This is a genomic window from Limnohabitans sp., from assembly GCF_038134685.1.
Classification (GTDB): Bacteria; Pseudomonadota; Gammaproteobacteria; order Burkholderiales; family Burkholderiaceae_C; genus Limnohabitans_A.
On the sequence record NZ_JAYPVP010000019.1, the window covers coordinates 26,164 to 37,954 of the forward strand.

Here is an 11,791-nt window from a genome sequence, read left to right on the forward strand (position 1 = left end):
GCGGTCACGTTGGCGATAAGGCATGAGCTCTCACCATATCAACCCCCATTCCTTGCTGGCGCCGTCGGTACGCTTGCTCATTGAGCGCATTACCAGGGCTGGCCGACCGCCCATGGAGGCTTTGACGGCGCAGCAAGCTCGCGCTTTTTATGACATGGGCGGTCCCATGCTGGACTTGCAGCCCCCGCCCAAGGTGGATCGGGTGCAGGACATTCGCGTTCCCGTGCGCGATGGCCACACCTGTCAGGCCAGGCTTTACGCCCCACACAGCGATACGGCTTTGCCGGTGTTGTTGTATTTTCACGGTGGCGGATTCACCGTGGGCAGCCTGATCACGCACGACGTGCTTTGCCGCCAATTGAGCCGCCATGGCCACTGTGCGGTGGTGTCGCTGGACTACCGCCTGGCCCCCGAGCACCGTTTCCCAACAGCGCAACACGATGCCTGGGATGCCTTGCTGTGGCTCAAAGCGCAGGGTGCCGAGCTGGGGCTGGATACCCGACGCATCGCCGTAGGCGGCGACAGTGCAGGCGGGACTCTTGCAGCCGTTTGCGCCCTGATGGCACGCGATGCAGGGATCAGTTTGGCCCTGCAATTGCTCTTCTACCCCGGCTGCACCGGCCGCAGCAACCTGACCTCGCACCACACTTTTGGCAAAGGCTTTTTGCTGGACACCAGCACCATTGAATGGTTCTTTGACCACTACATCGACGAGGCCAACCGCGACGACTGGCGCTTTGCCCCCATCAATGCGCCCGACCACAGTGGCGTGGCGCCCGCCTGGCTTGGGCTGGCAGAATGCGACCCTCTGGTCGATGGCGGCATGGCCTATGCCGATACGCTACGCATGGCGGGTGTACCTGTCGATCTGGAGATTTACCGGGGCATGATTCATGGTTTTGCCACCATGGGCCGCGCTTTGCCCGATGCCTTGCGGCTGCACGCCGATGCGGGCCGGGCCCTGAAACACGCTTTTGAAAATTGGACCTCATGAAACGACAAGACTTCCGTTTTTCTCATCGCCTGCGCGTGCGCTGGGTCGAGGTGGACATGCAGCAAATCGTGTTCAACGGCCACTACCTGATGTACTTCGACACCGCTGTGACCGACTACTGGCGTGCGCTGGCCATGCCGTATGCCGAAACCATGCACGCGCTCGGCGGCGATTTGTACGTCAAGAAAGCCAGCGTCGAATACCACGCCAGTGCAGAGATGGACGATTTTCTGGACGTGTGCATGCGTTGCGACCGCATTGGCAATTCGTCTATGACTTTTGTCGGCGCGATTTTCCGGGGCGATGAATTGCTGATCACCAGTGAGCTGGTGTACGTGTATGCCGACCCGGTGGCCAAAAAGTCTCAACCCATTGCCCCCGCCTTGCGTGACTTGCTCGAAGCTTATGAACGCGGCGACGCCATGGTGGAGCTGCATGTCGGCAACTGGCATGACCTGCAAAAACTCGCCAGCCCCTTGCGCCAGCAGGTATTTGTGCAGGAGCAAAAAGTGCCTGCCGACATGGAGTGGGATGAGGACGATGCCACCGCCATCCACGCGGTGGCTGTGAACCGCATGGGCAAGGCCCTGGCGACGGGGCGGCTGCTTCAGCACGAGCCCGGCGTCGGTCGCATTGGTCGCATGGCGGTGCAAAAACAGATGCGCGGTACCCGCCTGGGCCGCCAGGTGCTGGACGCGCTGATGGAGGCTGCCCGCGAGCGGGGTGACCGCCAGGTGATTTTACATGCGCAGTGCAGCGCTGAAGGCTTTTACAGACGTGCCGGGTACAGCGTGCAGGGCGATGTGTACGAAGAAGCCGGCATCGCGCACATCAACATGGTGCGAGAGCTTTAAATATCTTCAAGAAGGGCGTAGGGCAGGGCCAACACGCTCAGGGCAGGGCCGGTGCTGGAGCCTGCGTGCCATCCGGCGCTCATGCTGTCGAGCGTACCGCTGACCAAGGCGTCAAAACCATCGCCGTCGGGTCGGGCCGCGCACTGCACCACGGTGGCGCAAGGCTGCTCGGGGTCGGCAACGGTGAACACGTCTTGCCCGGCTTGCAAGGCCACCGGGCTGTGAACCCTGGCCATGCGACGTTTGAGCGTGCCCCTGAACTGGCTGCGTGCGACCACCTCCTGACCGGGGTAGCAGCCCTTTTTGAAATTTACGCCACCCACGCTTTCGTAGTTGAGCATTTGCGGCACAAACAGCTCGAACAAGGGCGCAGTCAGCAGGGGGACGCCGCTGAGCACTTCGCACCAAGCCCAGGTTTCAGCGCTGGCCTGATCGCCCACAGGTACAGGCTGGCCAGCAGGGCTCAGCAGTAACGCACGAGGAACACGGATTTGCCCCATGACGGCAGGGTAGAGCTCGATGCCAAAGGCCCCTGTATCGAGTAACCAGGCCTGCCAGGGCTTGCCAGGCTCCAAGCCTGGCGCCTGAGCGGCTTGCCCAAGCAAGCCATGCAGCTGCCACTGGCCGCTGGCATCGCTGAGCTTGACTTTGGAGCGCATGACAAACATCGACAGGCGTTTAAGCGTCTGGTTCAGCAGGTCTTTGGACACAACAAGCACAAGCGATTCAGCTGATGTTTTGAGAATCACCATGCTGGCCTGCATACGCCCCTTGGCACTACACCAGGCGGCCAAACGAGCCTGGCCAACCGGCAGCAAAAGCACATCGTTGCTGAGCTGGTTGTGCAAAAAAGCTGCCGCTTCGGGGCCTGTGGCTTCAATTACCCCCCAATCGGTCAGGGGGCAAACGCCTTCGGGCAAGGTCAGGGCAATATCGGAGATGGTGGTCATGGCGTCAGGGAAAGCATGTGCTGGCAATGCCTGAATTATGATGCTCCGGGTAAAGCCTGATCGTGCATCAGGCCAAGACAAATCCAGATAAAAAGAGGTCGAGGTGAGGGCATTGATCAAGCGTGTGTTGTGGACAGGGTTCGTCCTTGCAACGTTGCTGGTGGCTGGCATGGTGTGGTGGGTCAACAGCCCCATGCGTTTGCCCGCGGGCGTTCAAAGCGTGGACTTGAGCATCGAACCAGGAGCGCGACCTGCAGCCATTGCCCAGGCGGTTGCCAACGCGGGCGTGCAGGTTCATCCGCAGCTGCTGATGTGGTGGTTTCGCCTGTCCGGCCAAGCCCGTCATCTGCGGGCGGGCGGCTATGAAATCATGGCTGGGGCGACGCCTGCAAGCGTGACCCGCATGCTGGCCAGGGGCGAGGAGAGTCTGCGCACCCTCAGCCTGATAGAAGGCTGGAACTGGTCTCAGGTCCGTCAAGCCTTGTCTCGGGCAAGCGACCTCAAGCATGACAGCCAAGACCTGAGCAACGAGGCACTGATGCAGGCGCTGGGCCGCCCCGGTGTCCACCCCGAAGGACAGTTCTATCCGGACACCTACAGCTACGCCAAAGGCAGCAGCGAGCTGGCCTTGCTGCGCCGGGCCATGCATGCCATGGACACACACCTGGCCGCAGCATGGGCCGAGCGAAACCCGCAAGTGGCGGTGCAGACCCCGGCCCAGGCCCTGGTGCTGGCCAGCATCATTGAAAAGGAAACCGGACGTGCGCAAGATCGGTCCATGATTTCCAGCGTCTTCAACAACCGCTTGCGCATCGGCATGCGTTTGCAGACCGATCCAACCGTGATTTACGGTCTGGGTCCGGCATTTGATGGCAATTTGCGCAAGGCCAACCTGTTGAACGACACCCCTTACAACACCTACACCCGCGCAGGTCTGCCGCCCACACCGATTGCCATGCCTGGCAAAGCTGCACTGTGGGCAGCGGTGCAACCCGCGCAGTCCAAAGCGTTGTACTTTGTAGCCCGGGGCGATGGCACCAGTGCCTTCAGCGAGTCTCTGGATGCGCACAACCGCGCTGTTGCGCAATACCAATTGCGCAAGCAGCCTGCCGCCAAGTGATGACCGAAGTAATGGGACAATGACCGCTTGACGGAAAAACAGCCAATGCACAAGTCATGTTTCATCAGTTTTGAAGGCATCGATGGGGCCGGCAAGTCCACCCACATCGAAGCGATTGCCCAATGGTGGCAGGCGCAGTCGCGCGAAGTGGTCCTGACGCGAGAGCCGGGGGGCACCCCTTTGTCCGAACAGCTGCGTCAACACCTGCTGCACGACGCGATGGACCCACTGACCGAAGCCTTGCTCATGTTTGCCGCCCGGCGCGAACACCTGGTGCAAGTGATTGAGCCGGCCCTGGCCCGGCAAGCGGTGGTTTTGTGCGACCGCTTTACTGATGCCACGTTTGCCTACCAGGGCGGGGGCAGGGGGTTTGACTGGGCCACGCTACATCAGCTGGAGACCATGGTGCAAAGCCAGCCAGATGGCAGCATTCGCCAGCCCGATTTGACCGTGTGGTTCGACCTGGATCCGGCCATTGCCGCGCAGCGCCTGGCCAGCGCCCGGGTACCTGACAAGTTCGAGGCTCAACCCCAATCGTTTTTTGAAGCGGTACGGGCGGGCTACAAGCGCCGCATGCAGTCGCATCCGCAACGGTTTTTGAAAGTCGATGCAGGCCAAACCGTTGAACTTGTGCGCCAGCAAGTGCTGTCGGGCTTGCAACGGTGGTGGCAAGCACAACAAGGGCAGGGGACTGCAGCATGAGCGATGCTGTGCAAGCGCCATGGATTGAACGGCAAGTGGGCCAATTGCTGCAGCAGCGGGGACACGCTTGGCTGCTGCAGGGCCCCAGCGGACTCGGGCACTACGCTCTGGCCCTGGCCTTGGCGCGTGCCTGGCTGTGTGAGCAAGCAGGGCCCCATGGTGCCTGTGGGTATTGCGCCAGCTGTCACGCAATCGACGTACATGCCCACGCCGACTTGCTGGTGCTGATGCCCGAAACACTGATGCTCGAGCTGGGCTGGCCACTGTCGTCTGAGGCACAGGACAAGATCGACAAAAAAGAACGCAAACCCAGCAAGGAAATCCGCGTGGATGCGCTGCGAGACGCGGTCGAATTCAGCCAACGCACCGATGCACGCGGCCGAGGCAAGGTGGTGCTTGTTTACCCCGCGGAACGCATGAACGCGATTGCGGCCAATGCCTTGCTCAAAACCCTGGAAGAACCCCCAGGCAACATGCGCTTTGTGCTGGCCTGCGAAAACGCACAGGTTTTGTTGCCCACCATTCGCAGCCGTTGCCTCTCTCATACGCTGCAGTGGCCGCAGGAGGGCGAAGCCCTGAGCTGGTTGCAGGCACAGGATTTACCTGCCGATGAGGCCGCGCGCTTGTTGAGCCTGATGGGACAGCGCCCTGAAGACGCACTGGACGAAGCGCGCCAAGGTCGCTCCAGTGCCTGGTGGATGGCCTTGCCAAAAGCATTGCTCCAAGGCCAGATTCAGCACCTGGCTGACCTGAGCCCCAGCCAGCAAGTGCAGGCCTTGATGAAGGTGGCGCACGACCTGGTTTTGGTCCAGTCCGGTGCCACGCCTCGGTATTTCAGCACAGAGGCCCTGCCTGCCACCCAGGCCAGTTTGCGCAGCCTGGGCGACTGGTACAAACGCCTGCAGCAAAGCCTGCGCACTGCCGAACACCCGTTTAACGCGGGTTTGATGCTCGAAGCGCTGGTCAGCGACGCGCAGCAAACCCTGAGCTCCAAAGCCTGATTGCATGTTTACCGATTCCCATTGCCACCTGAATTTCCCGGAACTGCAAGAGCGTCTGCCTCAAATCCTGCAGGACATGAAAGACGCGCAGGTGACCCGAGCGCTGTGTATCAGCACCACGCTGGAAGACTTTCCGCAGGTGCATCAACTCGCGCTGGATTACCCCCACATGTGGGCAACGGTGGGCGTACACCCAGACAACGAGGGCGTGCAGGAGCCCACGTTTGACGACCTGGTGAGCCGCAGCCAGTTGCCCCGGGTGGTGGGTATTGGCGAAACGGGGTTGGACTACTACCAAATGGATGAGCGCAAAGGTGGCCGCACGATTGCCGACATGGAGTGGCAGCGCGAGCGTTTTCGTACCCACATTCGTGCAGCACGACAAGAAAAATTGCCGCTCATCATCCATACCCGCGAGGCTTCCAACGACACCCTGGCCATTTTGCGGGAAGAGGGCGAATCGGGAGATGCGACCAGCGCGGGCGGCGTGTTCCACTGCTTTACCGAAACCCGCGAGGTGGCACGAGCTGCTCTGGACCTGGGGTACTACATTTCTTTATCGGGAATCGTGACTTTTAAAAGTGCGGTCGAACTCAAGGAAGTGGCCAAATTTGTCCCGGCTGACCGTTTGTTGATCGAGACTGACAGCCCCTATTTGGCCCCCGTCCCGTTCCGGGGCAAGACCAATACCCCGGCCTTGGTGCCCTATGTGGCGTCAATGATTGCCGAGCTGCGCGGCTGTTCGGTACCCGAGATTGGCGCGGAAACCACAGCCAACTTCCTCGCCCTTTTCAAGCGCGCAATTCAATAAATTTAAAGCAAAGTATCACATGAATAATTTCATAAAGTGCATTGTTTTAATTGGATTATTTTCAAATATTGGCTCATCTTTTGCGGGTTCGTATATCGATTTTTTTCGCGCATTGCTGCGTGATGACGCCTACACAACGCGCCTGTTTTTAGCCGAAGGATTTGACCCCAACACCGTCTCGGAAAATGCTCAGCCGGCCTTGCTTTACGCCTTGCGCCAGGAGTCCTACAAGTCGGCCAAAGTGCTGATTGCCGATCCGCGCACACAACTCAACCAGACCAATCCTCAAGGCGAAAACCCTTTGATGATGGCCGCACTCAAGGAGCAGACAGCCTTGGTTGAGCAATTGCTCGCGCGTGGCGCTGCCATCAACAAACCGGGTTGGTCGCCATTGCATTACGCGGCCGCAAGTGCAAAAACTGACATTCTTGCCATCCTGTTGGCTCACGATGCCGACTTGAACGCGGCTTCGCCCAACGGCACCACGCCCTTGATGATGGCAGCCCGCTACGGCAGTCCTCACAGCGTCAAGCTGCTCTTGGCAGCAGGTGCCAATCCCGAGCTGAAGAACCAGAATGGACTGTCGGCCCTGGACTTTGCCCGACAAGGAGTGCGGCCCGATGCACAAAAAATCCTCGAGCAGGCTTTGGACCAGCCGCAATGGCCGGATTCGCCAGATCAGCCCATGCAATACTGATCGTTATGACTTTATACGATGTATATTATGTTAAGTCATAGATGGAGATGAGCAGATGGCCCTGAGTCCATCCAAAGCGCATCTGCCACTCAGCGCCCTGACCCTGCCTGTGGCCATGGGCTACATCCCCTTGGGCGCGGTGTTCGGGTTCTTGTTTGTGCAAGCTGGTGCACCCACATGGTTGGCCGTGCTGTCCAGCGTGGTTATTTACGCAGGCGCGGCCCAATACATGATGATTCCGATGCTGGTGGCTGGCGCGTCTTACGCCAGCATCGCCTTGGCCACGCTGGTGATCAACCTGCGACATGTGTTTTACGGCCTGTCGTTGTTGCAACGTTTTCCACCCAAGGGTCTGATGCGCCTGTACATGGTCTTTGGCCTGACCGATGAAACCTATTCGGTTCTGACCACCTTGCCGGCCGACACGCCCCCTCAAAAAATGTTCCTGCTGACCGCGCTCAACCAACTCTGGTGGGTCTTGGGCACCTTGCTTGGTGCCGTGGTCGGCGCTCAGGCGCAATTAAGCATGAAGGGCCTGGACTTTGTACTGGCCTGCTTGTTTGCGGTCTTGGCGACCGAACAATGGCGCCATCGCAGCTCGGCCTGGCCGGTGCTGGTGGCGCTGCCCGCCTATGCGCTGGCGTTGGTCATCAGCCAGCAACAGGCCCTGTCGATCGCGATTGGCCTGTGCGTGCTGGCCGCTGTCTTTATCCAGCCTAAACCTGTGAGCACGCCATGAACCAGAGCCATGCTTTGTGGGCGTTGCTCATCATGGGAGCCATCACCTTTGGCTTGCGAGGTCTGCCTTTTGTAGCCGCACGCTGGCTGCAGTCGCACCCGCTGATCGAGCGCATGGGCCGATTTTTGCCCTTGGCTATCATGATGCTGTTACTGATGCACGCCATGCGCGGCGGCAGTCAAGGCCATGGCGGCCTGCCCTGGCCAGAACTGGCTGCCGTGGCGCTGACCATGGCTTTGCAGTGGCGTTTGAAGCACCCGCTGCTGAGCTTGCTGGCAGGTACAGCGCTTTACGTCTGGTGGATCAATCCCTGAATCAGACGTGCCCCCAAACCATGAGAGCGTCGCGCCCTTCGGTCACCAAGTCCACTTTGGCCCCCACCGGCAACAGCACCTTGGTGGACACGTGACCAAATGGCAGTCCGGTCAAAACAGGCGTTTTAAGCTGGCCACGTAGCCATTCGACCACCGTGTTGAGTTTGTAGCCCTTGTCGTGTCCGGGCACCAGCTTGTAATGGCTGAACTGGCCCAAAACAATGGCTTTCTGGCGGGCCAATACTCCAGCATGCAGCAGCTGCGTGAGCATGCGTTCGATGCGATACGGATGCTCGCCAATATCCTCCAGAAACAGCACGCCTTTGTCGATGGCCGGGAAATACGGCGTGCCCAGCAGGCTGGTGAGCACCGTCAGGTTACCGCCCCAGAGCACGGCGTCGTGGGCCTTGGTCTGAATGGCAGCATCGGCTTTGGGGCGTTGCCAGCCCGCGCCCTCCCCCTGGTCCTGCAGCAAATCGTCAAAACAGGCGAGCATGATGTCGTCGGGCTCTTCTGCGGTGCCAAAGTCTTCGCCCAGCGCAGGCCCTTGCCAGGTGATGCGCCCAGTCTTGACCAGCACCGCAAGGTTGAAAGCGGTAAAGTCGCTTAAGCCTACAAACTGCGTGCCCTTGTCGATGGCTTTGGCGATGGCTTTGTAGGGCAAGCCCGGCAGGATGCGCGTGAGGCCGTAGCCACCACGGGAGATGAGCGCCACATCTGCGCCGCTGGCGGCAGCGCGGTCAATGGCCTCGATGCGCGTGGCGTCGTCCCCCGCAAAGCGCATGTGGCTGGCCAGGGCTGCCACGTCCACTTCGACCTCGTGACCCATGGCCTGCAGGTGTTTGATGCCACGCCGAAACGCCGCCTTGTCGCGCACGGCGCTGGACGGGGAAAAAACATAAATGTGTGCCATGAAACGATGACTTTCTTTTAATGATCTGCAGGCTCGCGAACCCAAAGCCGTGTCAATGCACGCGGGCCGGCGCGGTAGCCTTTGTCTGGGTAAGGCGCATCTTGCAACGCGGGGTTGGCCCAAGTTTGCGCCATGGCGGGCAGCAAACTGTAGCGTTCAGGTTGCAAAGCTTGCAGTGCCAACAGCAAGGCCTGGTTGTCGTGGGTGCCCTGCAGTTGCACCTGCACAAGCGAGAGTTTGTTGCACAGCGCGTGCAACACCTGGGCATGAACATCGGATTGATGGAAAGCTTCTTTTTTGGGCTTGTCGCTGCGGCCAAAACCCAGCAAGTCCGACACCAGGTGGCGCCCCTTTGGGCTTGCCTGCAAGGCGCTGTGCCAGCCTTGCGACCAGCCTTGTGGCCCATGTATCCAAAGCGTCGCTCGCAGTTCATCGTTGGGGCCCGTGTCCAGCGCACACAGGCGCAGGCCCTGGGTGTCCGCGCCTGAAACGTGCAGGTCTGTCCACTCCAGCCATTGCCCCGGCATGGGCGCCAGCGCAGCAAATGCCGAATCTGGCGTGCGCAAGGCATCTTCGCGCAATGGGTTGGTGTTGATGCGCCGTGGCTTGAAAAAGGCCTTGAGCATGTCGCCGCAGGCCTCGGCCAGCACCCCGCCCTGCACCTGGGTCTGGTGGTTGAGCGCACTTTGGGCGAACAAATTGACCACCGAGCCCGCTGCGCCGGTGCGGGGGTCGGCCGCGCCATAGACCACCCGGTCCAGCCGAGCGTGCAGCATGGCGCCACTGCACATGGGGCAAGGCTCCAGCGTCACATACAAGGTGCAGCCCTCCAGCCGATAGTTGCCGAGCAGCCTTGCCGCTTCGCGCAGCGCGACCACTTCGGCGTGGGCGGTCGGGTCGTGCCCGGCAATCGGGGCGTTGCGGCCCGTGGCCAGCAATTGACCGTCTTTGACGACCACGGCGCCCACAGGCACCTCGCCAGCCGATGCGGCCTGCTGGGCCTGCTCCAGCGCCAGACGCATCCAATGTTCGTCGCTGAAACGGAGTTCGCTCACACCAGCCCCAACTTGCGCATCCAGGCGGCCAGGGCCTGCTCCTGTGCCGAGCCCGCATCATAAGCCGCATGCATGACTGCGTGCGCCTCGGGTCGGTGCTGGTTGAGCTTGACGACGCATTGCAGATCCACAATGCGCAGCTCGAACGCCATGATGGCGTTCAGCATCTTGTGGGTGTAGTCCTCGGGCAGGCTTCGCCATTGGTCTGCATAGGCCGGCTCGTGGTCAGCGATGAGCTGCTTGAGCAAAGCGTCCTTGGCCGCATCGCCATCCAGCAAACTGGCCTCAACCTTGGCCTGCACAGCCAGGTAACTCCAGGTGGGCACGCGCTGTTGATTCGCATACACCTTGGGCGACATATACGCATGTGGCCCCATGAAGCAGGCTAAAGCCAACGGGCGCTTTTGCAGGTGGCCCCACAGAGGGTTGCCCCTGGCGCAATGGCCCAGCAACACAGCGGGCTGACCGCCCTCCTCCACCAGCTTGAGTGGCAGATGCGTCACCAACGGAAAACCACTGTCATCGGTCGTGATCAGGCTGGCGAACGGGTGCTCGCGCATGAGGGTGGCCGCATGCTCAGGGTGATCGAATTGACGGGGCAAGTACATAGCTTGAATGTAGCAAAACAAAGGCACCCGAAGGTGCCTTGTTGATCATTCCCACTCAATGGTGGCTGGCGGCTTGGAGCTCACGTCGTAGGTCACGCGGTTGATGCCGCGCACTTCGTTGATGATGCGCCCCGACACTTTCTTGAGCAGGGCGTACGGTAGCTCGGCCCAGTCGGCGGTCATGAAGTCGCTGGTCTGCACCGCGCGCAAGGCCACCACATAGTCGTAGGTGCGGCCATCGCCCATCACGCCCACGCTTTTCACTGGCAGGAAGACGGTGAAGGCCTGGCTGGTCAGGTCGTACCAGCTCTTGCCGCTGTGGCTGTCGATGGTGTTGCGCAGTTCTTCGATGAAGATGGCATCCGCGCGGCGCAGCAGGTCGGCGTATTCCTTTTTGACTTCACCCAGGATGCGCACGCCCAGGCCCGGTCCCGGGAAGGGGTGGCGGTAGACCATGTCGCGCGGCAGGCCCAGGGCCACGCCGAGTTCGCGCACTTCGTCCTTGAACAGGTCGCGCAGCGGCTCCAGCAGTTTCAGGCCCAGCTGCTCGGGCAGGCCGCCCACGTTGTGGTGGCTCTTGATGGTGACGGCCTTCTTGCTCTTGGCGCCGCCGGACTCAATCACGTCGGGATAGATGGTGCCCTGAGCCAGGAAAGTCGCACCTTTGGTGCCATTACCAGCAGCCTTCAATTTCGCGGCCTCGGCCTTGAACACATCCACGAACAGGCCGCCAATGATCTTGCGTTTTTGCTCAGGCTCGCTCACGCCCGCCAGCTTGCCCAAGAACAGATCGCTGGCGTCCACACGGATCACTTTGGCGTGCAGGCGGCCCTCGAACATTTCCATGACCATGTCGCCCTCGTGCAGGCGCAGCAGGCCGTGGTCCACGAACACACAGGTCAGCTGGTCGCCGATGGCTTCGTGCAGCAGGATCGCGGTGACAGAGCTATCAACGCCGCCCGAGAGCGCGCAGATCACCTGCTTGTCGCCGACCTGTTCGCGGATTTTCTGGATCATTTCCTCGCGGTATGCG

14 protein-coding genes are annotated in these 11,791 nt (G+C 60.7%); 9 read left to right on the top strand and 5 right to left on the bottom strand.

Features of this window, described 5'->3' with window-relative positions; translation table 11 throughout:
* Positions 1–22 precede the first annotated feature (22 nt).
* A complete protein-coding gene (locus AAFM15_RS08975) occupies positions 23–994 on the top strand; it encodes an alpha/beta hydrolase (RefSeq protein WP_341686380.1) in 972 nt (323 codons plus the stop codon).
* Positions 991–1,848, top strand: coding sequence for a YbgC/FadM family acyl-CoA thioesterase (locus AAFM15_RS08980; RefSeq protein WP_341686381.1), 858 nt, complete (start codon positions 991–993; stop codon positions 1,846–1,848). The genes AAFM15_RS08975 and AAFM15_RS08980 overlap by 4 nt, the downstream gene beginning before the upstream one ends.
* On the opposite strand, the gene AAFM15_RS08985 is transcribed toward AAFM15_RS08980, so the two are convergent.
* Positions 1,845–2,798: a folate-binding protein gene (locus tag AAFM15_RS08985; protein ID WP_341686382.1), complete on the bottom strand. Its 954-nt coding sequence runs from the start codon at positions 2,796–2,798 to the stop codon at positions 1,845–1,847. The two genes, AAFM15_RS08980 and AAFM15_RS08985, sit on opposite strands and share 4 nt — an antisense overlap.
* Before the next feature lie 103 nt (positions 2,799–2,901).
* Between AAFM15_RS08985 and mltG the strand changes: the two genes are divergently transcribed.
* The 7 genes from mltG to AAFM15_RS09020 are packed head-to-tail and all read left to right on the top strand — an operon-like array spanning position 2,902 to position 8,182.
* A complete protein-coding gene (gene mltG / locus AAFM15_RS08990; protein WP_341686383.1) occupies positions 2,902–3,918 on the top strand; it encodes an endolytic transglycosylase MltG in 1,017 nt (338 codons plus the stop codon).
* A gap of 45 nt (positions 3,919–3,963) precedes the next feature.
* Complete coding sequence (gene tmk, locus AAFM15_RS08995) at positions 3,964–4,620, top strand: dTMP kinase (RefSeq protein WP_341686384.1); 657 nt, start codon at positions 3,964–3,966, stop codon at positions 4,618–4,620.
* The gene (locus AAFM15_RS09000; RefSeq protein ID WP_341686385.1) at positions 4,617–5,621 is read left to right on the top strand and encodes a DNA polymerase III subunit delta'; all 1,005 of its coding nucleotides are present in this window, start codon (positions 4,617–4,619) and stop codon (positions 5,619–5,621) included. The genes tmk and AAFM15_RS09000 overlap by 4 nt, the downstream gene beginning before the upstream one ends.
* Before the next feature lie 4 nt (positions 5,622–5,625).
* Positions 5,626–6,432 carry a TatD family hydrolase gene (locus tag AAFM15_RS09005; RefSeq protein ID WP_341686386.1) on the top strand — a complete coding sequence of 269 codons (807 nt, stop codon included), beginning with the start codon at positions 5,626–5,628 and terminating at the stop codon, positions 6,430–6,432.
* Positions 6,377–7,129: an ankyrin repeat domain-containing protein gene (locus AAFM15_RS09010; RefSeq protein ID WP_341686387.1), complete on the top strand. Its 753-nt coding sequence runs from the start codon at positions 6,377–6,379 to the stop codon at positions 7,127–7,129. Before AAFM15_RS09005 ends, AAFM15_RS09010 begins: the two co-directional genes overlap by 56 nt.
* A 55-nt stretch (positions 7,130–7,184) precedes the next feature.
* Positions 7,185–7,868 (top strand): AzlC family ABC transporter permease, encoded by a 684-nt coding sequence (locus tag AAFM15_RS09015; protein ID WP_341686388.1) that lies wholly within the window; start codon positions 7,185–7,187, stop codon positions 7,866–7,868.
* The gene (locus AAFM15_RS09020) at positions 7,865–8,182 is read left to right on the top strand and encodes an AzlD domain-containing protein (protein WP_341686389.1); all 318 of its coding nucleotides are present in this window, start codon (positions 7,865–7,867) and stop codon (positions 8,180–8,182) included. Before AAFM15_RS09015 ends, AAFM15_RS09020 begins: the two co-directional genes overlap by 4 nt.
* Before the next feature lies 1 nt (position 8,183).
* Here the strand turns inward: AAFM15_RS09020 and AAFM15_RS09025 are convergent, their stop codons facing one another.
* The 4 genes from AAFM15_RS09025 to guaA form a co-directional block, all read right to left on the bottom strand.
* Positions 8,184–9,095 (bottom strand): LD-carboxypeptidase, encoded by a 912-nt coding sequence (locus AAFM15_RS09025; protein ID WP_341686390.1) that lies wholly within the window; start codon positions 9,093–9,095, stop codon positions 8,184–8,186.
* A 17-nt stretch (positions 9,096–9,112) separates the two neighbouring features.
* Positions 9,113–10,150 (bottom strand): tRNA adenosine(34) deaminase TadA, encoded by a 1,038-nt coding sequence (gene tadA / locus AAFM15_RS09030; protein ID WP_341686391.1) that lies wholly within the window; start codon positions 10,148–10,150, stop codon positions 9,113–9,115.
* Positions 10,147–10,758 (bottom strand): FMN-binding negative transcriptional regulator, encoded by a 612-nt coding sequence (locus AAFM15_RS09035; protein ID WP_341686392.1) that lies wholly within the window; start codon positions 10,756–10,758, stop codon positions 10,147–10,149. The genes tadA and AAFM15_RS09035 overlap by 4 nt, the downstream gene beginning before the upstream one ends.
* A 45-nt stretch (positions 10,759–10,803) precedes the next feature.
* Positions 10,804–11,791, bottom strand: a 988-nt coding sequence (gene guaA, locus AAFM15_RS09040) for a glutamine-hydrolyzing GMP synthase (protein ID WP_341686393.1), incomplete at its 5' end; no start/stop codon positions are given.

Excerpts from the sequence above, each read along its gene's own strand:
- AAFM15_RS08975 (WP_341686380.1), top strand. The coding sequence starts at position 23 with ATGAGCTCTCACCATATCAACCCCCATTCCTTGCTGGCGCCGTCGGTA.
- AAFM15_RS08980 (WP_341686381.1), top strand. The coding sequence starts at position 991 with ATGAAACGACAAGACTTCCGTTTTTCTCATCGCCTGCGCGTGCGCTGG.
- AAFM15_RS08985 (WP_341686382.1), bottom strand. The coding sequence starts at position 2,798 with ATGACCACCATCTCCGATATTGCCCTGACCTTGCCCGAAGGCGTTTGC.
- tmk (WP_341686384.1), top strand. The coding sequence starts at position 3,964 with ATGCACAAGTCATGTTTCATCAGTTTTGAAGGCATCGATGGGGCCGGC.
- AAFM15_RS09000 (WP_341686385.1), top strand. The coding sequence starts at position 4,617 with ATGAGCGATGCTGTGCAAGCGCCATGGATTGAACGGCAAGTGGGCCAA.
- AAFM15_RS09005 (WP_341686386.1), top strand. The coding sequence starts at position 5,626 with ATGTTTACCGATTCCCATTGCCACCTGAATTTCCCGGAACTGCAAGAG.
- AAFM15_RS09015 (WP_341686388.1), top strand. The coding sequence starts at position 7,185 with ATGGCCCTGAGTCCATCCAAAGCGCATCTGCCACTCAGCGCCCTGACC.
- AAFM15_RS09020 (WP_341686389.1), top strand. The coding sequence starts at position 7,865 with ATGAACCAGAGCCATGCTTTGTGGGCGTTGCTCATCATGGGAGCCATC.
- AAFM15_RS09025 (WP_341686390.1), bottom strand. The coding sequence starts at position 9,095 with ATGGCACACATTTATGTTTTTTCCCCGTCCAGCGCCGTGCGCGACAAG.
- AAFM15_RS09035 (WP_341686392.1), bottom strand. The coding sequence starts at position 10,758 with ATGTACTTGCCCCGTCAATTCGATCACCCTGAGCATGCGGCCACCCTC.